This is a genomic window from Alloacidobacterium sp. (assembly GCF_035631355.1).
Taxonomy (GTDB): domain Bacteria; phylum Acidobacteriota; class Terriglobia; order Terriglobales; family Acidobacteriaceae; genus Alloacidobacterium.
Map to the genome: position 1 here is coordinate 1 of NZ_DASQIX010000085.1, position 24,343 is coordinate 24,343.

Below are 24,343 nucleotides of genomic sequence, written 5' to 3' on the forward strand. Positions count from 1 at the left end.
GCATGGGCCGGAATTGCAGCCCATCTTCGTCATGACGGGCAGTACGTCATTGCGGAAGCTCCAGATCGCGACATCGTTATAACCCTTGACGCTCAACGGCGCATTTGCGCGATGCCCCTCGACGGTCGCGAGGACAGTCGCCAGCCCTTCGCCTTGCGGGACAGCGAAATTGTCCTTGTCCACGATGGCGACCTTTGTATCCGTAACAGCGATATTGGCATGCGAGGTTACGTCCTCCTGATGACCGTCGGCGAAGGTTCCTTCAACCAGAAGCCGCTGCGCATAGTGCCGTCCGGTGATGGTGATTGAGGAAGGAATGATCTCGATCTTGGCGAGGCCGACGAGCGGGCGATGATCGCTGGCAGCTGACTTGTGCCCTGCTTGCGGCGCAGGCTCAGGCTTCATCATCTCGGGTGGATGGTAAGGAGTGTCGTTCTTTGTTTGGGCTGCTACGCCGGGAAAGCCAACTGCAGCGGCGACTATGCTCAACAGCAGAACATGATGGAACCTTATGGAGTGCTTATTCACTCTGATCATTCCCTGAACAATTTGGAAATTATCTTGCAAACGCTTCCATTCCGCGACCAATATTCGTTAACTGAGCGACGTTCTTTACCTAAACCAGCAACTCATCAATGGGGTCAAAACCATGATCCACAAGGCGCACCACTCGGCCCTGCGGAGTCTTCAATTCCAAATCCACCGGAATCCCAAGGCACTTATAAACCGTGGCCGCAACGTGAGCAGGCATTACTGGCCTGTCCTGCGGCGCAGCGCCGATCGCATCTGACGCGCCGACCACCTGCCCGCCCCTGATCCCGCCTCCGGCCAGAACCACCGTCCAGCATTGTGGCCAGTGGTCGCGCCCGCCGGCGGGATTGATGCGCGGCGTGCGCCCGAACTCACCCGTCGCCAGCACCAGCGTGGAGTCAAGCAACCCGGCGTTGCTCAAATCTTCGAGCAGCGAACTGTAGGCATTGTCAAACATGGGGCCTACGAGGTCGCTGTAGCAACTGATAGGGCTGAAGGGAGCGGAGCCGTGAATGTCCCAGGTAATGTCATTAAACACGGTCTCGAACATATTCAGCGTGACGAAGCGCACGCCCCGCTCCACCAGCCGCCGCGCCAGCAGGCAGCCCTGACCAAAGCGGTTCATGCCGTACCGTTTGCGCACGTCATCCGGTTCCTGCGTAAGCTCGAATGCCTCGCGCGCTTTGGTGGAAGTCATGAGGGTATATGCCTGATTGAACGTCGAATCCATCAGCTTCGCGTCCTGATTCGACTCCTCAAAATACTTCACCGATTGGTCGATCTCATTGCGCCAGCTTCGCCGCCGGTCGACGCGCACCGCCGAAATGTAATCGGGCGGGAGCATATCGGGTACTTTGAAGTTTGGATCGGAGGGATCGGCATTCAGTACGAACGGATCGTAGCTCTTGCCCAGAAACCCGGCTGTGTCGCCGTGAGGCAAGTTGCCACCGAGTTGGCCGATCATATAAGGAACCAGCACGTTCGCCGGCATGTCGCCTTTCGCGCCTTTTTGAAATCTCAGCACGGAGCCATAATTTGGCGACTCAAGACCACCCTGGAAGAGCCTTCCTGTCTGCATCATCTGGCAGCCGGTGTCATGCACCGCCGCCGCTGTGTGATAGCAGGACCGCAGCAGCGCGAACTTGTCGGCGTGTTTTGCCATGCGCGGAAATATCTCGGATATCTGGATGCCGGAAACATTAGTCTTGATGGGCTTATACGGTCCGCGAATGGACGACGGCGCATCGGGCTTCATGTCCCAGGTATCGAGCTGGCTGGGGCCGCCAACGAGCATTAACTGGATACAGTTGATGTCCTTATTAGGCTTTACATCAGCGGCTGCCCGGAGTTTGAGGAACTCCGGCATGGTGAGACCTAGGAAAGCTAGAGACCCCGCATGCAGAAAATCCCGCCGAGTCACGCCGTCACAAAAATGGACACGCCTGTCAGCGTCGAGCCGAAACATCGAAAACCAGACCCCCTGCCGAACTCACCGGAATTATAGTCCCGTCATCGGACATCTTGAGCCAGGTTGTGTGTTTTTATAAGAGTCGAACATTACCGAGGATTCATTGAAAATGCGACCCAGCCTCTGCTGCCTGCTTATAGCTCTCTCAATTTCTGCACCGTGCTTAAGGGCGCAGATCCAAGCCCAGCCCAGCAAGACCACGGCTTCGCAGGCAGACATGGACCGCGATCTGCTCGAAGTCACGATCCCAAGATTAGAAGAGTTATACAGCAGCCATAAGTACACCGTCACTCAAGTCGTGCAGTGGTATTTGGGACGCATTGCGAAATACAACGGAATCTACAGGGCAGTACAGAGTCTCGACGTTCCTGGAGCCATGGCAACAGCCGCCCGAGAAGATGCTGAGGCAGAGGCCGGCGGAGCCGGCTTCAAACGCGGCACGATGTGGGGTGTTCCGATTGTCATCAAGGCGAATACGTCCATCAAAGAGCTGATCACTACAGATGGATGGAAGGGCTACATGATTCCGGGACATGAATTGATAGCGCCAAAGGACGCGACCATCGTCGCCCGATTGCGGGCAGCCGGAGCAGTCATTCTCGGACAGACGAATATGCCGGACTTTGCTGCGAGCGACACGAATCGCAGCACAGCCTACGGACGAACCGGCAACGCATATGACGTACGATTCAGCCCAGGAGGCTCTTCTGGAGGCACCGTCACTGCCGTCACTGCAAATTTGGCAATTCTCGGCAACGGAACCGATACAGGCAACTCGATTCGTATGCCAGCCGCAACCAGCTCAGTTCTGGGCGTCTTTCCTACTCGCGGACTGGTGAGTATTGCCGGCATTGCGCCGCTCGACTGGCTGCTCGACAACACCGGACCCATCGCGCGCAACGTAACCGATGCCGCCATTGCGCTCGATGTGATGGCAGGAAAAGACCCGATGGATCCACGAACCGCCGAATCTGCGACGAAAGCGCAGCCCGGTCCTTATACCCAATATCTGAAGAAAGACGCGCTCAAAGGCAAACGCTTCGGCGTGCCTGCTTTCATTCTCGCGGGAGCAGGCATTCCCTTCCGGGGCATACCAGCGGCGGAGTCGTCGAGTGAAGCGGCGAAAGAGAGGGACGCCGCTCGCCTTCCTTTGCGGCCGGAAACACGCGCAGCTTTTATGAAGGCAATCGAAGGGCTGCGCGCTGCCGGTGCAACAGTGATCTTTGATGATTCCATACTGCCTGACAGTTTTGCTGAAATTGCATCGCACGTCTGCACGCTTCCTTATGTCCGCGAAGGAACCGAAAAATTTCTAGCCAGCTATGGCCCATCGCAGTACCACTCGGCTGAAGAGTACGAGAAAGCTGTTGGCTCTCCTTTGCCCGAGACGATTATCGGCGGCATGAACAGTGATGACCGGAAGGACCGCCCACAGGCTGTTCAGACAACGCTGGAGAGCGATCCGCAGGCCGCGACAAACTACTTTGCTCCGCGACAAAAAATGCTCGACGCATACAATGAAGCCTTGGACCGGCTGCATCTCGATGGATTCGTCTATCCGGCGATACAGATGCCTCCACCCGATGAGACCATGCCGCAAGACGGGCATCTGAGCGATGGCCCACACAGTGATACAAGCTGGGTCAACATGATTGGCGTTCCGGCTGTGGTTGTTCCCGGTGGGTTCTACGCCGATGGCCTGCCGTTTGGTCTGGAGATTTCTGCGCGGCGATGGAAAGACGGCGATCTGCTCGGCTGGGCCTATGCCTATGAACAAGCCACGAAACACCGCCATCCCCCTGTGCTGGTGGACAAGGGCCTTCTGCCTGATGCGCCATAGTTGCTAAAAGGTCTTCATGAATTCGATCAGGGCGCGCTTGTCAGCGTCGGGGAGGCTGGTTCCGAAGTAATGGCCGCGGTCCTCGACAAAATCCGGGCATTTGCTGATTTTTAGCAGGCCTGGCACCAGTTTCAACAAGACTGCCTGCGCCTCGTCGGGCTTCAGCTTTTCAATCTTGATTCGCAGCAATGCAGCCTGAACTTTTGCCAGGAGCTTCAGACGATCCGCTTCTTTATTCGGATTCGACAGATCGATGTCCGCATTTGCCAGAAGGTTTATTGGAGTGTTTGCAGGGATGGGGCCGATGCGCAGGTAGCCGTCTGCTGCAAACTGATTCATTTCGTTTGGAAGATAAGCAATTGGGATTTCTATGTAGCTTTGCGCCGTCGTGCGCAGGACGGATTTCAGCCCGGCACGCTTATCTGACCACAGCAGTTTCTCCATTGAGTCCTCAAATGCGGCGACTCTGCCTTTGCTCGATGGGTCTCCGGTGGGATCTCCAATCGCGCTGTTGTGCAGTAGCGGCGCCGTTGCCCAGATTCCCAGCAGCGACGGTACGCGATAGTATCCGGGGCCTCCGGTCGGCAATAGAAAGCTGCTGGTTGAGCCGTCAAACGGATTTGTGACCTCGATCTCACCTACTGATGGCAGCATTTTATAAGTCTGCGATGAAAAGTTGTCCCAGACCTGGCCGGCCATCGCGTTCGTAGCGGCAGCACGCGCGGCGTTGGTTTGGACCAGCGTTACAGGGATTCTTTCTTCGGTAGACAGGAAATTATTTTCGAGGAAGTCCGGCTTCAGTACCTGGTTCCTCATCCATTTACCGTATTGAGGTGAGTTTCGATCAATAGATGGTGGCGGCTGCTTGCTTGAGTGGCATCGCGCGCAATTCTCAGCAAACACGACCTTGCCGCGCTCCAGCACCTTTGCGTCACGAGTCATCAGTTCCCTGCCGCCGGGAGCGTCGGCCAGATGCGGGCTTTGCATAGTGAGGAGAAATTTGGCGAGGTTCGGAATTCGCTCGAGCGTCGATTGCCAATAGACTGAGCCTTTTTGCGCTTTTGCCACATCGAAGGGCCGCTGCGCCCATCCGCCGACGATCACGTTATGATCGCGCAGCCATTCCTGGCTGTATTCGCCGATGCTGACATACACGCGGCTCAACGCACCCGTCAGGCCGACTGAGTCAGCGCCGTCTTTCAGAACATGCGGGACTGCGGTCGAAGTCTGTCTATTTGAGAAATATAGTGCGCCGCCGCTTATGTCCTCAGTATGCGCGACCGAAAGACGGTCTTTCAGGTCATAGATGGAGTTGATCTTGCTTGGATCGTTCAGATTATCCGTAGCCAGAAACGATGTGTCGATGGTGCCCGGCTTCCACGAATGAAGCATCTGATAGGCATAGCTGTCAGCGTTGGCTGTTGCCGCGAATACCTTTGCGGCAACGATGTAGTGATTGCCGATAGTCGACGCAAGATTCTCCCACTTCGGCCGCTCAGGATCATCAGGCGGCTTGAGTGGATTGAAAGAGACATGGCAGAACCCACAGGCCATCCCGACAATATAAGGACGAACGAGTTTCGGGTTGGTGTAGTAAGACGGATCGTTGTAGTAGCGCTGCGGGTCCCATGCGCGCTTTGCTGCTGCGTCAAATTTTGGATTTGGGTAAACCCGCAGTCCGATCACTCCCGATGGACGGCCATAGACATTTGCGTCTACACCCTGCTCCTGCGGCCCCTGATCCAGCCAAAGGCCAAACTGGTCCGGCTGAGCGGTCTCCCCGTATCTAGGTTCGTTGATGAGGCCCATCTGTGCAAAGCGCGTGGCGCGATGGCGCGAATCCAGTGTCTTCAGCAGGTCAACGATACCGAAGCCGTTCCTAGCCATATAGTCCCAGAAAACCTGGTCTCCAGCGGTCCACAGCAGCCAGGTGTTGCGGCCCTTTGTTTCATCGGCATCGAGAGCTATGCCGCCGTCCATTGCATCGAATACGCGCGTGTCCGTCTGCGGGACATCGGCGGTTGTCTTCCCGGCCAGCATGGCGTCGTCCGGGACGATTTCGTCACGATGGTGGCGTCGCGCCAGCAGGAAAGCAATAACAACAGCAAATGCGCACAGCAAAACTGCCGCTACGATGCGAAAGCCATGCGTCGTGGAGGTTGGAGAAGAATTCACCGACCTTCCGTCGCCGCTCATGATCAGAAAGTTTTCAAAAACTCGATCAGGTCGCGCTTTTCCTGATCGGTGAGGGGCGGCTCCTCGGTAAAGTAGCTGGTGCCGAAATAGTGCCCCCGGTTGACGATGAAGTCGGGGCACTTGTTCAGATCCATCAGCGGCTGCTCAAGATTGGCAAAGACCTTGCGTGCGTCATCATCAGACGCATTCTTCGGCAGAGCTTCGAGGTCATGCTTCACTTTGAGCAGAAGCTTCAGAACTTTCTCATCGCGCTGACGCTTCTCGTCCGAGTTCGCCGGCTCACCCAGAAGATCGAAGTTCGCCAATAGATCGACTGGAGTGCCTGCCGGAATCGGGCCGATCTGGATGCCGCCTTCACCGAATATCGAGGGAAAGAGCCTCTGTCCAATGCCGAGGAGGGGTCTCAGGTAGTCCGGAAGATACCCGCCCGATACACGCAGATAGCTTGTCTGTGTTGTGCGATCAATCAATCCTGGGATCTTGTCGCCCAGCAGCTTGTCTTTATCGCGCTTCTCCGGCCAGAGCATTTTCTCAATAGAATCCTGGAATGAGTCCATACGTGCTGCAACTGAGGGGCTTGGATTGAATTTCCCTACTGCGTTGTTGAGGAGGAACGGCGCAGTCGACCAGACGCTAATGAGCGAAGCAGGCCGTGTGTATCCACGCCCGCCAGCGGGCATGGTGTAGGTGCTCGGCTTCCCTGTGTAGGGATCATATACCGTGATGTTGCCTACAGAAGGCAGGTCTTTGTAAGTCTGCGATGAGAAGTTATCCCAGACGTTTCCGGCAATCGCGTTCGTCGCCAGTGGGCTGCATGCGTTGGTTTGCAGCAGAGTCACCGGAACGCGCATGTCCGTCGAAAGGTAGTTGTTTTTCAGAAAATCTTTATCGAGGACAATCTTGCGCATGGCGGTCTTGAATTCATCCGTCTTGGTCCATGCCCAGTACTTGTTCCAGCAGCCCAGATAATCCTTGCGCGCGCAGCCGTCGGGATCGACCCCTGGCGCCGGAGACGGAATTTTGCTTGAGTGGCAGCGAGCGCAGCGGTCGGCAAAGACAATCGCTCCGCGATGCAGCAGGTTCTGGTCTTTGGTTAAGTAGGCCTCGCCGCCGGGCGCGTCTTTCAGCAGATGCGGCTCCGTGCTCTTCAGAAAGAACAAAGCCATGTCCGGAGTTTGCTGCTCGGTCGCCTTCCAATAGACAGAGTTTTTCTCTGCAGTGGATATCTCAATCGGTGTGATCGGCGCACCGCCGACCAGTTCACGGAAGTGCAGCAGCCATTCTTCGCTGAAGAGGCCAATATTGAGATAGACGCGATTCAGCGCGCCCAGAGCGCCAACGGAATCCGATCCATCCTTGAGGATGCGCGCCGTCCGAACCGTGTTCGGAGGCTGAAAAAACTGCGTCAATTCGCCTTGATGAATATATTCATTGAACTGCTTGTTATTGAGTTCCCCTCCCGCGAGCGTCTCCTTGCCCCAGCGCTTTGCAACTTCCAGGCGAGGGAGCAGGCCATAAACAGCATTCATGGTGCGTGGATTATTGATATTGTCAGAGGAAATCAATGATGTATCCAGCGTGCCCGGACGCGAAGTGTGGAACAACTGCGATGGGAAATTGCCCATGTCTGGGTTCCACACCAGAATGCGGTCCACCCAGAAATACTGCGCGCCTACGTTTGAGCTAAGATTCTCCCACTTCGGATTTTCCGGGTCGTTCGGCGGCTTGACCGGGTTGGGCCCGACATGACAAAAGGCGCACGACATGCCTACGCGATACGGCCGGATCAGGTTCTTGTCGTTGTAATAGCTGGGGTCATCGTAATAGCGCTTTGGGTCCCATTTTTTGGCGGCGGCTGCGTCAAAATCAGGATTCGGGAATAAGCGCAGGCCGACAATTCCGGTGGGATAGCCATAATAGGAACCTACAGGAACCGTGCTCCCACGCGCTCCGATCTTTACGCCCGGATACTTCTGCTCGTTCCCAAACGGATCAGGCGGGCAGCTGGGGTCGCGCTGATCGAGCCATAGGCCGAAATGATTTGGGTCCGGTCCGGTGGCTTTCTTAAAGCACGGCTCGTTCACGAGGCCGAGGTAGTCCCAGCGATTGTCGCGGGTGAACTTGTAACTCGGATACGAAGATACTGTCTTCAACAGATCAACGATGCCGACGCTGCTGGTGGCCAGCGAATCCCAGAACCGGTCGTTGCCGCCCGTCCACAGCAGCCACATATCGCGGCCCTTGACCTCATCCGAGGTCAGAGCAATGCCGCCATCCATGTCGTGAAAGTAGTCTTCATCGGCGGCTGGAAATGACGCCGGCGCACGGCCTGCGCGGAGCGCTTCATCTTTTACTTCACCTGCCTTCGGCCCATGAGTGCAACTTGTCGCAAAGGCAAGGCAAATGGAAGCGCTTGCCATCCATGGGAGAGAAGAGCGAAACCAAGACATAGTCATTTTTCAGCAGGACTCCTGTTTCGAAGCACAGACTTGGTGCATAGTGCAGCGGCACAGCTGAATGTTTCACATGAGCTTTATGGCCGAGGATGGTATCACAGCGAATCCATCCGGTCAGCACAAATTACTGCTGGAAAGTCTCTGAGCCGTCCGGCTCAATGTGAGGCGCATGATTCATGGCCTGCCGCATCTCAGACAACTGCGTGTAGATGAGCTTCCGCGCACGGTTCTGGTTCCCTAACGGGCGATGTGTTGCGGATGTATGCCATGGGTTGTAGGAAAGCACGTTAGCAAAGTCAAGCTGCTCAGGTGAGTCAAAACGCTGCCGCGGAATGCGAATTTTCGCGACTGGAACGAAGGGCGACAGGCGCTCCGGCCACTCTATCGATGCGTCTTCTATCGGCATTCTGCGCGGGTCCGTCTGGGCCTGGATCAGGAAATCCAACTCCACATCTTCATTCGCCAGCCGCATCGCCAGCGATTGTCGCAGCCAGTTATCAGGCGGATTCCACGGTATCTTCGTTTTGTGATCCGATGCCGGACGCACGGAATACTTGACCGCCAGGCCATCGCCGCACAGATATGGGACACAGCTCCAATACTGCACTTCCAGCGGACTTCGGTTCATCCTGGCGTACAGGCCCTGCATGGCAGCATCCAGCAGGTGCGAATCAAATGGTTTAAAGAAATAGAACACTGGAGTCCGAGCGTAGATCTCGCCTTGGAGCTTCAGGTTTTCTTTTGTATTCGGAGTCGTAAATGTGGGACAGCTGATGCCGAGAAAATCCTGTGTCCATTTTTCGTCGCCCAGGAGCTTGTCTCCCGCCACGCCCATGACTTTAATGCCTATGCTCAAGATTCCGGCGTCGGCTACATCAGGCGGCGACAATGGCCCAGGCCCTGAGAATCTGATCCACGCTGGATAGGTCTTAGCTTCGGCGAACACCCCTTTTCTGACGATGGGCAGTACCTCCTCCAAGACCTGAAATTCGGCGCGAACGACACCATATGTCTTTGTGTTCCCGGCTCGTTCCGCCGTGCGACCTTGGTATTCTAGCGCGGTAAACTCCTTCATCTTTTCAGTAATGGCTGCGGCGATTTGTTGCTCATCGGGTTCAACAATCTCCTGACACAGAGCGGTCTCAGGATTTTTGTGAAGCAGGCGCAGGAAGAATTGCACCATATTGACGAGAGGGTGCTGCAAGAGCGCATTAAAGCCATCTCGGAAATAGGGATCGACGCGATGTTCCAGTGTGACCAGACCGAGAATGGCGTCGTTGATGCGCGGGCCAAGAGACATCGCTATCGTTTTCTTCGGAAAATAAAGCAGTAGTAGTGCGCAATTCTATCGCGAAGATGACCCGTTCCTGAACAGATTCTTTGGGGCAAAACTTACAGTTTCGCAGCAAAAATTTCTTATAGGATGCTGGTGATCCAGGAACATCGATTACAAATGAACGCTAATGGCCCTTCACAAGACACATGGGACTATATTGTCGTCGGCTCCGGAGCGGGCGGAGGCACTGTGGCAGCTCGTCTGGCGGAGGCCGGCCATACCGTGCTTTTGCTTGAGGCAGGCAGCGACTGCAAGCAGCTTCCTGCCGCCGATGCCGGCACGCCGGGGGCCGACAGACTCCCAGACGACTACGACGTGCCCTGTTTCCACCCCTTCGCCTCAGAAAACGAAGCCATGCGCTGGGACTTCTTTGTCCGCCACTATGCCGACACGCAGGCGCAGAAGCTCGATCCAAAATATCGCGATGTGTATGACAGCAAGCAGGTCGATGGGGTCTTGTATCCACGCGCCGGAACGCTGGGCGGCTGCACCGCGCACAACGCGATGATCTTCGTCTATCCGCACAATGCCGACTGGGATGCAATCGCGCAGCTTACCGATGACCAATCCTGGAACAGCGACAACATGCGCCACTATTTCGAGCGGATGGAGGACTGCCACCATCGCTGGCCAGAGCGCCTGGAGGTAAAGTTCGGCATTAATCCTACGCGGCACGGCTGGGATGGATGGCTGCAAACCGAAGTCGCCCTTCCGCTATCGGCGTTGTTGAAGGACGACCTACTGAAAGTGTTGCTGGCATCGATCAACGAAGCAGCCGCGGAGTTAGGCGATGTTGCCGACCAGGCCCGATGGGCGATTGAAAGCCTCGGGGACCCGAACGACTGGCGGACTGTGAAAGAAAACGCGACCGGCCTGCGCTATATGCCGCTGACGACCAAGAACCATGCCAGGATGGGCGCGCGCGAGCGCTTGTTGACGGTTGCGGCAAAATATCCGAACAAGCTGCAAATCGAACTAGACGCCCTCGCCACACGTGTGCTGTTCGATGAGAACCAGCGCGCCACCGGAGTGGAATATCTGAAGGGAGCACGGCTCTATCGTGCGCACGCCTCAGCCAGCGCATCACCCGGCATAAAATGCGTCGCGAATGCCCGGCGTGAAGTCATTCTGTCTGGAGGCGCGTTCAATACGCCGCAGTTGCTCATGCTTTCGGGCATCGGACCCGCTGACGAACTGCGAGGCCATGGAATTGAGGTCCGTGTTGACCTTCCCGGCGTTGGTAAGAACCTGCAGGATCGCTATGAGATCGGTGTTGTAAATCGCATGAATTTCGCCGAGTGGGAAGTATTTAATGGCGCAAAATTCTACAAAGGCGATCCCCAGTATGAGTGCTGGGCCAATGGCCACGATGGCGCATACATAACAAACGGCACAGTGCTGTCGCTGTTCAAACGATCGGCACCCGATCGTCCCCTGCCGGATATCTTCTGCCTCGCCGTACTGGGCCGCTTTGAAGGCTATTTCCCCGGTTATTCCCAGGTGTTCGCCACCAACCGGGACTACCTGACCTGGGCTGTACTTAAGGCCCACACGAACAACCGCGCCGGTGAAGTTACGCTGCGCTCTGCTGATCCCCTTGATATGCCTCAAATCAATTTTCACTACTTCGAAGAGGGCACTCCGGATGGCGGCGAAGATCTGGATTCCGTCGTAGACGGCATCCGCTTTGTACGGACGTTGACGGACAAGCTCCGCCAGAACAATGTGATCGCAGAAGAAACATTGCCGGGCAGCGCGCTTCAGTCCGATGATGAGTTGCGCCAATATATTCGCAACAACGCATGGGGGCACCACGCTTCCTGCACCTGCGCCATTGGACCGCAAGAATCCGGTGGCGTGCTCGACAGCAGCTTTCGCGTTCATGGAACAACCGGCTTGCGCGTCGTCGACGCATCAGTCTTTCCCCGTATTCCGGGGTTCTTTATAGTGTGTTCGGTCTATATGATCGGCGAAAAAGCCGCCGACGTCATCCTTGAAGACGCGGGAAACTAGTCGAAATCTTTCGATTGACAACTTCCGGGTTCCAAACGATATTTGACTGCAATTCACAGTGCAGTCCTGCAACGCGCCGGAGTTGGGGCGCACTATTTTGTCGGAGGCGTGTATGCGCTCCAGACTTTTCGAGGAGTTCAAATTCTATGCCATATACAGTTCCTCAATTACTGGCCATGTCCCAGAAAGAGCTCGACGATCTGTTCAGCGCCAGCGAGCCTGGCGACATCCCTGACGGCCCGGCGAATGGGACCGCCATCATCGCGCCCGGCACCACGTATTCCGCTGAGATTGCCGAGTTCATTAATCATTTCGCATGGCAGGGAAAGACCTTCGACGCCGCCAGTGGAACGCTCCGCAACCGCATTCTCCCTCTTGGGATCAACGCGATCATCGCCAAGGTCTACAAAGGAACAAGCTGGTTTGATAAGAAGGACTGCATCGTTCTGGATTATTCCGAAACGTCGCTGGTGGCGCACTGGATTCGGGACGAAATTCGCATCATCAGCCCGGGGCTGTATCTCGGAATCGTCTACTGGAAGAACAGCAAACTCATCAACTTCGCAGTCCAGTTTCCGGGACAATGATTCCGCAAGCGCAATTAAACTTCGTGGCGCCCATCGCCGCCGGGCGCATAGAAGATCTGCGAAGCCTGCTACTTTCGATGAATAGCGCGCCGGGCGTGGTTGATCCGGAAAATGGGCTTGTACCCTTTGCGCGGCTGGAAGAACTGCACTTCGCGCGTCTGGTCATACTCCAAGACCAGACGCTCGGAGACATTCGTGTCTACAACCTTCCCCAGCCTGAATATCCCATTTATCTCGCGTTTCTCTGTGATTTCGATGGCACGCTCGACACTTTTCTCTCGAAATTAGTCGGGTGCTCTTCCGCGGGGCTGGCGCGCATTTTCGCGCACTGTGAAGGATTCTCACAGGGAACAGATTTAGTTGCATGGATAAAGCGATACCATCGGAATCCGGCCACCGCCTATGTGAACTGGCTTGGCCGGACGATGCAGCAGGTCCACGAAGAAAGCGCATTACAGCAGGCCATTCGCGAATGGCTTAACGCTGACAGCTCGCGTGCGAATTTGCCGCCGCGCCAGCTACAAACTGAACTGCGCGCCTTCATTACATCAGAGCAAAGCGCCGGACGGCTTCAGCTCACGCCGGAGTCGGCAACCCCGCTTCTTTGGGATATCAGAAACATCGCCCATCTTGTTGCCATACCTCTATTGTTGCTGCTTCTCCTGCCCCTGCTCATCGTGTACGCGCCCATTTTTATCCTTCAACTCCGCCGGCGCGAGCGAAGAGACCTGGAAATCGCACCTCGTCCTGATCAGACGCACGCGAACCAATTGGCTGCCCTTGAAGACCATGATGTCACCAATCAATTCAGTGCATTCGGCAGCGTGAAACCGGGTTTGTTTCGCCGCTGGACGCTCATCTATATTCTCTGGCTCATCAACTACACCACGCGGCACATCTTCAATCGCGGCCGGCTTGCACGAGTGACTACCATTCACTTCGCACGCTGGACGTTTCTCGATGACAAGAAGCGGCTCTTCTTTGCCAGCAATTACGACGGCAGCCTGGACAGCTACATGGACGACTTTATCGACAAGGTCGCTTTCGGCCTGAACGTCGTCTTCAGCAACGGCATTGGATACCCCACGAGCAACTGGCTGGTGCTCGACGGCGCCAAAGACGAGCAGAAGTTCAAGTACTTCATCCGCAGACACGAGTTGGCGACAGAGGTTTGGTACAACGGGCATCCCGGCCTGACGGCGCTCAACCTGGAGCGAAACACGCTCATTCGCCAGGGGCTTGAAAATCCGGCCATGTCTGATTCGCAGTTGCAGCAATGGGCCCAACTTCTTTGAGGACTGCCATGACGAAGCCATCTTCAGTCGATTTCGCTGACATTCAGGGCTTGGTACGTTTCGGCTATGGCGCGCTTACTGAAGCCTCATTTCACCTGCTACGCATTCGCGATGCAGCCGCAGCGCGGTCGTGGCTTGCGTCCGCGCCCGTGTCGGATGCAGTTGCCCTGTCGCAGGCTCCGGACACGGCCCTTCAGGTTGCGTTCACCGCCGACGGATTGCGCGCGCTTGGACTTGCGGAAGATATTCTCTCTGGATTCTCAGCGGAATTCTGCTCAGGCATGGCGGGTGAGGAGAACCGTTCTTTGCGACTGGGAGATATAGGCGCAAACGCTCCACAGCATTGGGAATGGGGCGGCGAAGGCAAGATTCCCCACCTCGTGGTGATGATTTATGCCCGCGAAACCCTTCTCGACAGTTGGTCGCAAACGGTTCGCGGGCCGGACTGGAACGACGCTTTTGAAGTGCTCGATTGCCTGCCTACGTCAAACCTGTTCGGCGTAGAGCCTTTCGGCTTTACTGATGGCGTCAGCCAGCCAACCATTGACTGGCAGCAGAAACGACAGGTCAAAGGCGACGAGCTTGTATACGGCAATCTGGTCTCGCTCGGGGAATTTCTGCTCGGCTACCCCAACGAATACGGCAAATATACGGACCGTCCGCTTCTTCCTGCCAGCAATTCGCCTTCAGTCTTGCCGGTTGCCGAAGATCAACCGGGGATGCTCGACCTAGGCCGGAATGGGACGTATCTGGTTTTTCGTCAGTTGACACAAGACGTTCGCGGATTCTGGCAGTTTGTCGATAAGCAGGCGCATTCCGATCCACAGGCCCGCCAGGAACTCGCCGAAGCGTTTGTGGGCCGCAGGCAGAATGGCCAACCTCTGGTGGAACTAAGCAGCCAGCCAATTGCCGGGATCGACAAAGAGGACGCCGCACGGAATCAATTCACCTTCGACGTTGACGCCCCCGGGCTGCGCTGCCCATTGGGGTCGCACATTCGGCGCGCCAATCCGCGAACAACCGACCTGCCCGGGGCGAGCAACAACATATTCTCAAAACTCAAGCACACGCTCGGCTTCGGAGAAAATTCCTTTGGCCAGGACGTGATTGCTTCCACCCGTTTTCATCGGATTCTTCGCCGCGGACGCGAATATGGGCCTGGGTTGTCGGTTGCAGACGCGCTGCACGCCGGCCTACAAGACGAGGCCAGCCGTGGAATACACTTCATTGCCCTGGGAGCCAACATCTCGCGCCAGTTTGAATTTGTGCAAAGCGCCTGGGTGATGAGCAGCAAGTTCGGCGGCCTCACCGAGGAGAGCGACCCCTTGCTGGGAAATCGCGAGCCGATTCCGGGCTGCCCCGTCACCAACACATTTTCATTGGCGCAGAAGAATTCGGCGAACCGCAGGATCAATACTCTTCCTCAGTTTGTTACCGTCCGCGGTGGCGCTTACTTCTTCATGCCCGGCATCCGCGCATTGCGCTTTCTCGCGAGGGCATAGAGATACAAGTCAGTTGACTGGCGCAACGTACCTGGCTATCTCTACGCCTATCGGTTCGGTCTATTTGACGGCATGGCTCCACTATCGAAGCCGGAATTTTCCTCAGTAATGAAGACCTTATGGAACAGCCATTCGGGGTCGGCGTGCAGGATTTCGGCGATCCGCTCCCGCAAATCTTCGCTGGGCTCACGAAAGCCGTTGATGATCTTGCTCAGATGGGCTTCATCAATGCCCAGCATTTTCGCCATTCGATTTTGACGAAGGCCGCTCGTATAAATTCTCAACTTCAGATTCGGGTAAATATCGCGATGAATTGGCACGGTATATGTCTCGAAATTTCGTGTTTGGGAACTGTATTCCATGAACAATGCTCCCCGGCTGATTTGAAAACATAGCAATCAGCGCGCCAAAGTCTTAAGCTTCCACTTTGCCAACATTTTTTTGCGTTTCGCAGGCGTAGGCTCACTTCTCAGCCTCCCGAACTTTTGCCACTATTCCTAAAGAGTGGAAAGTATTGATCGTGTCTTGGCTTAATTGCCTTGAGCTCCAGACTGCCACCTATCGGCACAAAAATAGGCATGACCGACGCTGGATGAAACAGGTAACTTACTTTGGTCTATTGATTTTACGAGGGTAAAAATCAATGGTAATCAAATGCCAAAGAAAGGTTGTTGGAGGCCCTCTGGAAATGGCACAGTGTTCAGGTAAATACTCTCGTCAGGATAGACCAATAAATTGTTGTTGAAGCAAAGCCTTCCAGCCTGACGCGAATGAAAAAATTGATTGCCGGGTGTCCAGGGAGCAGATTGGGCGACTAACGATGCGGCCAACGGGCCAAGTGAAACTATGCCAGGCGAGATTGTCATCATCGGGGAGAACCGCAGCGCTCATGTTTGCTTGAGCCAGAACTACGACCTTCTCCAGTTGAAGGACGTTCCGGAAGCGATCCCCTATCTTCGCGATCCTGATTGTGCCGCGAAGGTGGCGCTTTTCTGCAATGTCACCATGCGACGCGAGCAGGACTTCGCCGTGCTTTCAGAAATCTCGTCAATCCATCCGTACCTGCAGATTCTGCTGCTTCCTGAAAATGCACGGAGCCTGCCCAGCAATCTTCCCGTGCAGAATGGCAACATTCACATGCTGCAAAAATCAGCGACTGTGGAGGGGCTGACTCAAATCATCCAGCACGCTGCCAGTACCGCTGGAGTCTTAGCGGAAAAGGCACGGCAGGAAGACCAGACGCCACATTCAGAACATGACCATGGCGCTTCGTCTTTATTTTCGTCCAAGTTTCTTGCGCGCGTTGGCATGGCCGACGTGCCTGTTCTGCTACATGGAGAGACCGGAGTAGGAAAAGAAGTGATGGCGCGGCGATTGTGTGCCTGTTCTCCGCGCGCCAATAAGCCGTTCCTGAAACTGAACTGCGCGGCCTTGCCTTCCGAGCTCGTTGAAAGCGAGCTATTCGGCTATGAAAAAGGCGCTTTCACCGGCGCTATCATCGACAAGCCAGGCAAATTTGAAATCACACAGGGCGGGACAATTCTCCTCGACGAAATTGGCGACATGGACATTCGCCTCCAGGCGAAGCTGCTTCAGGTCCTGCAGGACGGTGAGATTCAGCCTCTGGGCAGCAACCGGACAGTCCGGGTCAATGTCCGAGTCCTTGCGGCAACGCATCGCGACCTGCGACAGGCTATCGAACAGGGAACCTTCCGCGAGGATCTGTATTATCGCTTGAACGTGGTAAGCATTGTGATTCCACCCCTGCGCGAGCGAAGGAATGAGATTCTGCCACTCGCGGAGGTTCTGCTGCGCAGGCATCTACGGCCGGGGGCCGCGATGCCTGACATTACAGAAGAACTACGTCAGGCATTGCTCGACTACAACTGGCCTGGAAATGTGCGGGAGCTCGAAAACATCATGCGCCGGTTGCTCGTTTATCAGGACCCGTCGATATTGGCGCATGAACTCGCTCAATCTGCCGCGCCAGCCATCCCCAAGCAAGTCACATCGTCGAACGACCATACGAACGGCAGGAACGGTGGCTCTTCCATCGATCGCCTCGCGGAGCAATCCCGTCTCGCGGAGTCCAGGCTATTAGTGGAAGCGCTTGAAGCAACGCGCTGGAATCGCAGGCAGGCCGCCGCCAGGCTGGACCTGGAATATCGCGCGTTTCTTTACAAATTGCAGAAATATGGAATTGCCGACAAAAAAGAGCGACCAGAAAACAAGCGGGTTTTTTAGCAGAATCTCCATCCACCGAAAGGTGGAGAGTAAAACCCGCCATCGTGCTCAAGACGGTCTGTCCGCCATCCCGTACTCTGGCAATGTCTCTTGAAAACACAATACCTCCTGACCCCAATCTTCCGCAAAGATTGGGGCTTTTCTTTTAGTGCTTCCAGACATTTCCTATCTGCTGAAACATTAGTATCCCGGACAGTATGGTCACAATAATCGCCGTCAGCCATGCCGCCGCGTTGAACCAGTGTGAATTGACGTGCTTGCCCATCAGGTCCTTGCGATTAATTAACAGCAGCATGAAAACAATAACTATAGGCAGCAATATGCCGTTCAGCGCCTGCGAAAAGATAGAGAACTGAACGAGAGGAAAATCCGGAATAAGCACTACCGCCACCCCGCCCGCAATCAACAAGGTATAAAGCCAGTAGAAAAAAGGGGCTTGAGCAAAATTCCTGTCTACTCCAGATTCGAAGCCGAGGCCCTCGCAAACTGTATATGCGGTCGACAGAGGAAGCACTGACGCCGCGAAGAACGAAGCATTAAATAGTCCGAAAGCGAAAAGCAGGAAAGCATATGAACCGGCCAGCGGCTTCATCGCTTCCGCCGCATCGGCAGGCATAGCAATGTTTCCCATCCCGTGCGCCCAGAGCGTCGCCGCGCAGGCCACGATGATGAACCATGCGACCACATCGGTGAAGATTGACCCGACGATCACGTCAAGCCGGGTTGCCGCGTACTTCCTTATGCTGACACCTTTTTCGACAATGGAAGACTGCAGATAAAACTGCATCCACGGAGCGATCGTCGTGCCAATGACGCTGACGACCATAAAGACATAGCCATGTTGATTCCAAAATGCTCGCGGGGGCAGTTTAACGGTCGCGACGATAGCAGTGTGCCAGCTTGGCCCTGAAAGCACTCCCGTAATGATGTAGGCAATGTAGAAGGCTGACGCAGTGAGAAATACCTTCTCGACGCTCTTGTAGTCCCCGCGCACAGCCAGCAGCCACACCAATGCAGCGCAAATCGGCACAGAAATGTATTTCGAGAGATGGAATAGCTGAAGACTGCCGGCAATACCGGCGAACTCTCCTATCACGTTGCCGAAATTCACGATGACCAGCAGAACCATGACGATGAAGGTCATGCGCAGGCCGAACTCTTCGCGAATGAGATCACTTAAGCCCTTGCCGGTTACAACACCCATTCGCGCGCACATTTCCTGCACGATGATGAGCGCCACTGTAATCGGAATAATCGTCCAGAGCAGTGAATAACCGAACTGCGCACCCGATTGCGAATAAGTGAGGATTCCATTCGGGTCGTTGTCCACATTCGCCGTAATGAATCCCGGCCCAAGCACCGCAAGGAACAGAAATATCCGGGTTCTCCATCGTTTCAGCATGCGTGGCGCTGGGTACTTGGTTGTTTACATCGCAAAGAATTTAGGGGAATCTTCCTATGCGAACATATCACGCGCGCACGGATTGACAGAACGCCAGCCTAGAGCCTGTCTCTGAGAAAGGCGATGACGTGGTCTGCCTCGACAATACCCACCAGCCTGCCCTCGCCGTCCACCACCGGTAATGCCCGCAGGTTGTATTTATCGAACAGCTCGGCAACGTCATTTTGATGTGCGTCCGCTCTACACGAAATAAATCGAGGATCGGTGAGGACATCCAGCCGCGTCTCCGGCTTTGCCAGAATCATCCGCGCCAATGGCACCACACCTTTCAGGGCCCTCTTCTCATCCACCAGGTAGATTTCGGTGACGCCTTCGGGATCGGCTTCAAACATGCGCAACGCCTCGATTCCATCGGCGACCGTCGCTTCCACTCTCGCCTGCACAAAGGCCGGCGTCATGCGCCCGGCTGCTGAGTCTTCGCGGAATTCGAGCAGTTCTTCCACTTCCTGCCGTTCTTCCGGTGCCATCTCTCCAAGAATGGCTTCAGAGCGCTCTTCCGGCAGTTCAGCAAGCAAATCAGCAGCCGCACCTGGATCCATCTCCTCCACAATTCCCGCAGCGGTCTCGAAATCCATCGATTCAACCAGAGCCTTCTGCAGCTTTGGTTCGACCTCTTCCAGCGTCTCTGCGGCAACCTCTTCATCCAGCGTGGTCAGAATTGCTTCGCGTTCTGCCGGGGCCAGATCTTCGAGAATGTCAGCGATGTCTGACGGATGCATCTGCGCCAGGCGATCATGCTCAATTTTCAGCTTCACCCGCCGCGCCGGATCCACCTCGATTACATCCACGAACTCCCAGGGAATAACCCGCGGCGGAAACTGCCGGGCAAGCTTGTCCAGCGCGTTTCTGGGCATGACGCCCAGCAGCAGCCTGCGAACGGCGCCCCGAAGTCCGACTTCGACCTCGCGCACGCGCAGATCCTGCTTCTCTTCGCGCGAAAACCACTGCAGGTCCACATCATTGACGCGCACAACCTTGCGCCCATGCACGTCGATAATCTGGCGGTCCAGAAGGTCATGCTTCAGCAGAATGAAATTCTCATCGCCGCGAAGCGGCTGCACTGCCTCGGTCGAGCGCAGCTCAAGCGCCCCGCTCGGAGTGCCCATCACTTCCGTCGCCGGGACCAGTTCCAGCCCTTTTTTCGTTTTGAGAACCAGGCCCGCAATCCGGCCAGCATCAGTGCCGGTCGCAACCGCAATGTCATTCAGCCGCCCAAACAGGCTTCCCCGCGGCTCGGTTATAGGCGTGCCGAGCAGCAGAGTCAGGCTGGGGCCATTGCGTTTTTCATTCATTCAGTTTCGCGTCCCGCGTGCAGTCTAACAGGACATGCGTTTTGCTGCGTCCCTTTTCAATAAGACACAAGCAGATGGCTGTTGAGCCCACTCACCGTGCAACGATTTGTTGCATCCAACCGTCCACCTGCTTGACATTGCATCGTTGAGCAAGCAAACTGCCCTACAACAGGTTAAAGAAAAGGATGTCCATGCACTATGGCGAGGATCAACAATTGACTGGATCGCAGGCAAGCCGGATAACGTATACACTCGAGTCCTCACTCGACAGCGTGAACCGGGTTGAACAAACCGCCGAACAGATGGCTAAGAAGGCAGGCGTGGACGAAGATGAGGTATTTCGCATTGCGATGGCGGTGCGCGAAGCAGCCGTAAATGCGGTACTGCACGGCAACTCCTATGATCCAGACAAGCGCATTACGGCATCCTTTGAAAATACAGGCGATTCGCTGGTAATCCGCATAGCCGATCAGGGAAAAGGGCTGGATCCGGACACCCTTCCCGACCCCCTCGCCCCGGAGAACCTTTTGCGCGGCTCAGGCCGTGGAATCTTTCTTATCCGCTCTTTTATGGATGAGGTACACTTCAAGCTATTGCATCCTGGAACCGAGCTGACACTGATCAAGCATCTTGGGACCGCTCAAACCGGCAGTTAGTTTTAAGGAGGAATCTTACGTGAGCATGAAGCTGAATACCCGTCAGGTCGACGGTGTCACCATTCTCGACCTTAGCGGCCGCATTACCCTCGGCGAAGGCAGTGTGCAGTTGCGCGATGCTGTCCGGGATCTACTGGCAAAGGGATCCAAGCTCATACTGCTCAACCTTGCTGACGTGAATTACATCGACAGCTCGGGCATTGGCGAGCTGGTCAGCGCTTACACCACAGTCCGCAACCAGGGCGGCGAGCTGAAGCTTCTGAACCTGACCAAAAAGGTCCACGATCTGCTTCAGATCACCAAGCTCTATACCGTCTTTGACGTAAAGGACGACGAAGCCAGCGCAATAGCGTCCTACACACGCGCCTAGCCTCTTACAATCGCTGTTTCCTTACAGAAAAGGCTGCCTGATGGGCAGCCTTTCTCATTTGGATTTCCAACTCAGTGCGGCTTGCGATACTCAATCTCCTCGTCGCGCAGATAGTACTCAGCCGAGCAGTTGTTTGCTCCGCAGATCATCGATTCAAGACCGGCAAATTGCGCCCGCGTAATCAGGCCGAGCGCTCCGCAGCTTGGGCAAGCCAGCACGGCCCAGTAAGGATTCTTCGCATCGCCCATACTTCCGGCGTTTTCGAGCACAAACAAGGTTCCCGGTTCCATTTGTTCGGGGATCCATTCTTCCAACAACTGCAATTCTGCGGACATACTTGCCTCCTTTTTGGGGCCAGCTTTAAATAGTGTTACTAATGTCGTCTGGGTATCGCTTTTTATGCTGTCTTCGCTGCTTCCGGTGCCCTCCTTTTGCTTCGTTGCCCAATGGCCGGTTTTTTCGGCTTTCCGGCAAGGATTTCGTTGACGTCAACCTTCAACCGGCTAACGGCGTCTGATAAACATATCAACAGCATCGGCTGGTTTGTGTTGCGCATGAGATCGACAATCTGCCGCGAATCCGACTCAAGATAGACGTGTTTGCCATCCAGAAGTAAGTGGTGCTCCACGTTGCCCTGCGCGATGTCGGCCAGGCGGCTGTGTACCTCTTTGCGCAGGAAGCGCAGCACGCGGCGCACCTGCTGCAGCGAGATGTGCCTTTGGCGAAGCTCTTCAATGACGAGGATTTCGACCAGGTCGGCTGTCGAGTAGATGCGGTTGCGGCCTTCACGCTCTGGCACTACGACGCGCTTTTCGTCCCACCACTGCAACTGGCGCGCGGTGACGCCCGTTAGTTCAAGAACGTCGCGGGTGGTGAAGCGGTCTGCCAACATAGGCGGCCCGATGACCTCAAAACATTTCGGTCTTAAAATGTTTGATGCGATTCTTCACCTGAAGGTAGCCGGTGTCAATCCCTCTATAGTTTTTCGTCTTGAATTTTTGTATTCACTTGGTAACTGTGGTCACACCGGCAACAGCCTGGCGCACTGCCTGCGCGATCATTTCGATCTGGGCTGGTTCGAGATAAGGGTGCATGGGAAGGCTCAATACGCGCTTCCCTGCCCGCTCGGAGTGCGGGAATCCCCCTTCCTTGAGATTCAGGCGGGCAAAGACAGGTTGCAGATGCAGCGGGACCGGGTAATGGACGGCGGTGGGAATTCCCGCTTGTTGCAAAGCTTGCTGGACGGTACCGCGATCATCGACCTCGACAGTGTATTGCGCCCAGGCGCTGGTGTATCCATCGCGGATGATCGGTGTTCGGACTATGTCACTGAGTTGCTCGCAGTAGGTAGCTGCGGCACGCTGACGCGCCGCCAGCTCATCGTCGAAAATGTCCACCTTGGCCAGCAGGATCGCAGCCTGAAGCGTGTCCAGCCTGCCATTGATGCCAATGCTGACATGATGGTAGCGGCCATTCTGTCCGTGGTTGCGCAGCTCGATCATCTTTCGGGCGAGGTCATCCTCGTTGGTGAAGAGCGCTCCGCCATCGCCATAGCAGCCCAGCGGCTTCGAGGGGAAGAAACTGGTGCAGCCAATCGTGCTCAGGTTGCAGGATTCGCGTCCCTTGTAGGTTCCACCGAAGCTCTGCGCAGCGTCTTCAATCACGGCGAGGCCATGTTTCGCCGCGATCTCATTGATCGGATCCATGTCCGCGCACTGACCGTAAAGGCTAACGGGCATGATTGCCTTCGTGTGTGGCGTAATGGCGGCTTCAATCTTCGCGGGATCAATGTTGTATGTTTCCGGATCAATATCCACGAAGACAGGGACGGCGCCAAGCAGCGCAATCATTTCGCCCGTGGCAAAGAAGGTGAAAGGCGAAGTAACGACCTCATCTCCGGGGCTGATGCCGAAAGCCATCATCGCCAGCAGCAGCGCATCCGTCCCACTGGCGCAACTGATGCAGTATTTCGATCCGGTGCGCGCGGCGAGACGAGATTCCAACTCTGCTACTTCCTGACCGAGGATGAACTGCCCGTGATCGAGTACCGCCTGGATGCGGGCGTCAACGTCGGATTTCAGCTTGCGGTACTGCGCTTTGAGATCAATGAACTGCATTCATTCATTTTCGCGCATCCGCGCCGTCTTGAGAGTACTGCCTGCGCCAAATACCCATCGTTCTATCCCACATTGAATTCGGGATCAATCGGAACCTGGAGCGCATTTGACAACGCATTAGTTTCCGCTGCCATGCCGACGACGGCAAGGAACTCGGCGTGCTGCTGATCGGTGAGGCCCTTCGCCCGCGCTGCTGCCGTGTGGGAATGGATGCAGTAGCTGCAACTGTTGATGGTCGATACAGCGATGTAGATCAGCTCTTTTGTCAGAGGATCGAGAGCGCCCGGTTCGACCATAACCTGCTTGATGCCTGACCACGTCCGTTCAAGAAGCTCTGGTTGATTGGCGAGCGCTCGCCAAAAGTTATTTACAAAATCGGATTTTCGGGTGACCCGTATATCGTCAAATGCCGCTTTTACGCGAGGGTTGGCTGAGACTTCTTCATCGTTCCAAAGCTTTACTGTGGCCATTCGCAGCCCTTTCAATGCAGAGTGCGGCTTGAGCAGTCGCTTCCGTCTTTGAGTATATGTGTCTCTTCGACGAAGGCTCACTCATGCAGAATCGATGGAAGATTTTCCCTCGGTAAGCCTGCATTCAGGTAGTATTCTCTCCCGACGGAGTTCCTGCCCGCTCGGATGCAACAGACTGCAGAGTCTGGGAAAGATTATCCGTCCGAGGTGATTTATGCCGAATTACGTTGTTCTCGGAAAGTGGACAAATCAGGGTATACAAAGCGTGAAGCAGAGCCCCTCGCGGCTGGACGCAGGACGAAATTTGTTTGCAGGATCCGGCGTCAAACTGAAAGATTTCTACATGACCATGGGCCGTTACGACATGGTGCTCGTCGGAGAGGCTCCTGATGACGCAACCTTTGCCAAAGCGATCCTCACTCTGGCTTCAACGGGCAACGTTCAAACCGAGACGCTGCGCGCCTTTCCCGAAGACGAATACCGCGCGATTATTTCCGGCCTGGCTTGA

21 protein-coding genes are annotated in these 24,343 nt (G+C 55.5%); 9 read left to right on the top strand and 12 right to left on the bottom strand.

Annotated elements, in window-relative coordinates:
* The coding region (locus VEV40_RS15650) for a hypothetical protein (protein WP_324833663.1) at positions 1 to 528 on the bottom strand (528 nt) is incomplete at its 3' end.
* 88 nt (positions 529 to 616) lie between these two features.
* Positions 617 to 1,996, bottom strand: coding sequence for a DUF1501 domain-containing protein (locus VEV40_RS15655; protein WP_324833665.1), 1,380 nt, complete (start codon positions 1,994 to 1,996; stop codon positions 617 to 619).
* 220 nt (positions 1,997 to 2,216) lie between these two features.
* Between VEV40_RS15655 and VEV40_RS15660 the strand changes: the two genes are divergently transcribed.
* On the top strand, positions 2,217 to 3,839 hold the full coding sequence (locus VEV40_RS15660; protein ID WP_324833667.1) for an amidase: 1,623 nt from the start codon (positions 2,217 to 2,219) through the stop codon (positions 3,837 to 3,839).
* A gap of 3 nt (positions 3,840 to 3,842) precedes the next feature.
* On the opposite strand, the gene VEV40_RS15665 is transcribed toward VEV40_RS15660, so the two are convergent.
* The 3 genes from VEV40_RS15665 to VEV40_RS15675 all read right to left on the bottom strand — a co-directional run bounded on the left by VEV40_RS15665 (position 3,843) and on the right by VEV40_RS15675 (position 9,791).
* Positions 3,843 to 6,014 carry a hypothetical protein gene (locus tag VEV40_RS15665; RefSeq protein WP_324833668.1) on the bottom strand — a complete coding sequence of 724 codons (2,172 nt, stop codon included), beginning with the start codon at positions 6,012 to 6,014 and terminating at the stop codon, positions 3,843 to 3,845.
* 23 nt (positions 6,015 to 6,037) lie between these two features.
* Positions 6,038 to 8,485 carry a hypothetical protein gene (locus VEV40_RS15670; protein ID WP_324833669.1) on the bottom strand — a complete coding sequence of 816 codons (2,448 nt, stop codon included), beginning with the start codon at positions 8,483 to 8,485 and terminating at the stop codon, positions 6,038 to 6,040.
* Positions 8,486 to 8,615: 130 nt separating this feature from the next.
* Complete coding sequence (locus VEV40_RS15675) at positions 8,616 to 9,791, bottom strand: catalase family protein (protein WP_324833670.1); 1,176 nt, start codon at positions 9,789 to 9,791, stop codon at positions 8,616 to 8,618.
* 153 nt (positions 9,792 to 9,944) lie between these two features.
* Between VEV40_RS15675 and VEV40_RS15680 the strand changes: the two genes are divergently transcribed.
* The 4 genes from VEV40_RS15680 (at position 9,945) to VEV40_RS15695 (ending at position 15,224) form a co-directional block, all read left to right on the top strand.
* Positions 9,945 to 11,840, top strand: a complete 1,896-nt coding sequence (locus VEV40_RS15680; protein ID WP_324833671.1) for a GMC family oxidoreductase — start codon at positions 9,945 to 9,947, stop codon at positions 11,838 to 11,840.
* Between the two features lie 146 nt (positions 11,841 to 11,986).
* Entirely contained in the window at positions 11,987 to 12,427 is a 441-nt protein-coding gene (locus VEV40_RS15685; protein WP_324833672.1) for a hypothetical protein, read from the top strand.
* Positions 12,428 to 12,504: 77 nt separating this feature from the next.
* A complete protein-coding gene (locus VEV40_RS15690) occupies positions 12,505 to 13,722 on the top strand; it encodes a hypothetical protein (protein WP_324833673.1) in 1,218 nt (405 codons plus the stop codon).
* A gap of 8 nt (positions 13,723 to 13,730) precedes the next feature.
* A complete protein-coding gene (locus tag VEV40_RS15695; RefSeq protein ID WP_324833675.1) occupies positions 13,731 to 15,224 on the top strand; it encodes a hypothetical protein in 1,494 nt (497 codons plus the stop codon).
* Positions 15,225 to 15,271: 47 nt separating this feature from the next.
* On the opposite strand, the gene VEV40_RS15700 is transcribed toward VEV40_RS15695, so the two are convergent.
* The gene (locus tag VEV40_RS15700) at positions 15,272 to 15,586 is read right to left on the bottom strand and encodes a helix-turn-helix transcriptional regulator (protein WP_324833676.1); all 315 of its coding nucleotides are present in this window, start codon (positions 15,584 to 15,586) and stop codon (positions 15,272 to 15,274) included.
* Positions 15,587 to 16,007: 421 nt separating this feature from the next.
* Here VEV40_RS15700 and VEV40_RS15705 point away from each other — a divergent pair, with 421 nt between their 5' ends.
* Complete coding sequence (locus VEV40_RS15705) at positions 16,008 to 17,468, top strand: sigma-54 dependent transcriptional regulator (RefSeq protein ID WP_324833677.1); 1,461 nt, start codon at positions 16,008 to 16,010, stop codon at positions 17,466 to 17,468.
* A gap of 145 nt (positions 17,469 to 17,613) precedes the next feature.
* Here VEV40_RS15705 and VEV40_RS15710 read toward each other — a convergent pair whose 3' ends face one another.
* Together VEV40_RS15710 and VEV40_RS15715 are read right to left on the bottom strand one after the other, a co-directional pair.
* Entirely contained in the window at positions 17,614 to 18,870 is a 1,257-nt protein-coding gene (locus tag VEV40_RS15710; RefSeq protein ID WP_324833679.1) for a divalent metal cation transporter, read from the bottom strand.
* Positions 18,871 to 18,968: 98 nt separating this feature from the next.
* On the bottom strand, positions 18,969 to 20,222 hold the full coding sequence (locus VEV40_RS15715) for a magnesium transporter MgtE N-terminal domain-containing protein (RefSeq protein WP_324833680.1): 1,254 nt from the start codon (positions 20,220 to 20,222) through the stop codon (positions 18,969 to 18,971).
* Positions 20,223 to 20,413: 191 nt separating this feature from the next.
* On the opposite strand from VEV40_RS15715, the gene VEV40_RS15720 reads away from it, so the two are divergent.
* Positions 20,414 to 20,878, top strand: a complete 465-nt coding sequence (locus VEV40_RS15720) for an ATP-binding protein (RefSeq protein WP_186747503.1) — start codon at positions 20,414 to 20,416, stop codon at positions 20,876 to 20,878.
* Between the two features lie 25 nt (positions 20,879 to 20,903).
* Positions 20,904 to 21,248, top strand: coding sequence for an STAS domain-containing protein (locus VEV40_RS15725; RefSeq protein WP_414637852.1), 345 nt, complete (start codon positions 20,904 to 20,906; stop codon positions 21,246 to 21,248).
* A 71-nt stretch (positions 21,249 to 21,319) separates the two neighbouring features.
* Here VEV40_RS15725 and VEV40_RS15730 read toward each other — a convergent pair whose 3' ends face one another.
* The 4 genes from VEV40_RS15730 to VEV40_RS15745 all read right to left on the bottom strand — a co-directional run bounded on the left by VEV40_RS15730 (position 21,320) and on the right by VEV40_RS15745 (position 23,835).
* Complete coding sequence (locus VEV40_RS15730; protein ID WP_324833685.1) at positions 21,320 to 21,583, bottom strand: hypothetical protein; 264 nt, start codon at positions 21,581 to 21,583, stop codon at positions 21,320 to 21,322.
* 62 nt (positions 21,584 to 21,645) lie between these two features.
* Positions 21,646 to 22,140 carry a MerR family transcriptional regulator gene (locus VEV40_RS15735; RefSeq protein WP_324833687.1) on the bottom strand — a complete coding sequence of 165 codons (495 nt, stop codon included), beginning with the start codon at positions 22,138 to 22,140 and terminating at the stop codon, positions 21,646 to 21,648.
* Positions 22,141 to 22,252: 112 nt separating this feature from the next.
* Positions 22,253 to 23,365, bottom strand: a complete 1,113-nt coding sequence (locus VEV40_RS15740) for a DegT/DnrJ/EryC1/StrS family aminotransferase (protein ID WP_324833688.1) — start codon at positions 23,363 to 23,365, stop codon at positions 22,253 to 22,255.
* Between the two features lie 62 nt (positions 23,366 to 23,427).
* The gene (locus tag VEV40_RS15745) at positions 23,428 to 23,835 is read right to left on the bottom strand and encodes a carboxymuconolactone decarboxylase family protein (protein ID WP_324833690.1); all 408 of its coding nucleotides are present in this window, start codon (positions 23,833 to 23,835) and stop codon (positions 23,428 to 23,430) included.
* A gap of 214 nt (positions 23,836 to 24,049) precedes the next feature.
* Here VEV40_RS15745 and VEV40_RS15750 point away from each other — a divergent pair, with 214 nt between their 5' ends.
* Positions 24,050 to 24,343 carry a GYD domain-containing protein gene (locus tag VEV40_RS15750; RefSeq protein WP_324833691.1) on the top strand — a complete coding sequence of 98 codons (294 nt, stop codon included), beginning with the start codon at positions 24,050 to 24,052 and terminating at the stop codon, positions 24,341 to 24,343.

Coding starts and splice junctions, on each gene's coding strand:
- VEV40_RS15655 (WP_324833665.1), bottom strand. CDS start 1,996: ATGTTTCGGCTCGACGCTGACAGGCGTGTCCATTTTTGTGACGGCGTG.
- VEV40_RS15660 (WP_324833667.1), top strand. CDS start 2,217: ATGGACCGCGATCTGCTCGAAGTCACGATCCCAAGATTAGAAGAGTTA.
- VEV40_RS15670 (WP_324833669.1), bottom strand. CDS start 8,485: ATGTCTTGGTTTCGCTCTTCTCTCCCATGGATGGCAAGCGCTTCCATT.
- VEV40_RS15675 (WP_324833670.1), bottom strand. CDS start 9,791: ATGTCTCTTGGCCCGCGCATCAACGACGCCATTCTCGGTCTGGTCACA.
- VEV40_RS15680 (WP_324833671.1), top strand. CDS start 9,945: ATGAACGCTAATGGCCCTTCACAAGACACATGGGACTATATTGTCGTC.
- VEV40_RS15685 (WP_324833672.1), top strand. CDS start 11,987: ATGCCATATACAGTTCCTCAATTACTGGCCATGTCCCAGAAAGAGCTC.
- VEV40_RS15690 (WP_324833673.1), top strand. CDS start 12,505: ATGAATAGCGCGCCGGGCGTGGTTGATCCGGAAAATGGGCTTGTACCC.
- VEV40_RS15695 (WP_324833675.1), top strand. CDS start 13,731: ATGACGAAGCCATCTTCAGTCGATTTCGCTGACATTCAGGGCTTGGTA.
- VEV40_RS15700 (WP_324833676.1), bottom strand. CDS start 15,586: ATGGAATACAGTTCCCAAACACGAAATTTCGAGACATATACCGTGCCA.
- VEV40_RS15710 (WP_324833679.1), bottom strand. CDS start 18,870: ATGCTGAAACGATGGAGAACCCGGATATTTCTGTTCCTTGCGGTGCTT.
- VEV40_RS15715 (WP_324833680.1), bottom strand. CDS start 20,222: ATGAATGAAAAACGCAATGGCCCCAGCCTGACTCTGCTGCTCGGCACG.
- VEV40_RS15720 (WP_186747503.1), top strand. CDS start 20,414: ATGCACTATGGCGAGGATCAACAATTGACTGGATCGCAGGCAAGCCGG.
- VEV40_RS15725 (WP_414637852.1), top strand. CDS start 20,904: ATGAAGCTGAATACCCGTCAGGTCGACGGTGTCACCATTCTCGACCTT.
- VEV40_RS15730 (WP_324833685.1), bottom strand. CDS start 21,583: ATGTCCGCAGAATTGCAGTTGTTGGAAGAATGGATCCCCGAACAAATG.
- VEV40_RS15735 (WP_324833687.1), bottom strand. CDS start 22,140: ATGTTGGCAGACCGCTTCACCACCCGCGACGTTCTTGAACTAACGGGC.
- VEV40_RS15740 (WP_324833688.1), bottom strand. CDS start 23,365: ATGCAGTTCATTGATCTCAAAGCGCAGTACCGCAAGCTGAAATCCGAC.
- VEV40_RS15745 (WP_324833690.1), bottom strand. CDS start 23,835: ATGGCCACAGTAAAGCTTTGGAACGATGAAGAAGTCTCAGCCAACCCT.
- VEV40_RS15750 (WP_324833691.1), top strand. CDS start 24,050: ATGCCGAATTACGTTGTTCTCGGAAAGTGGACAAATCAGGGTATACAA.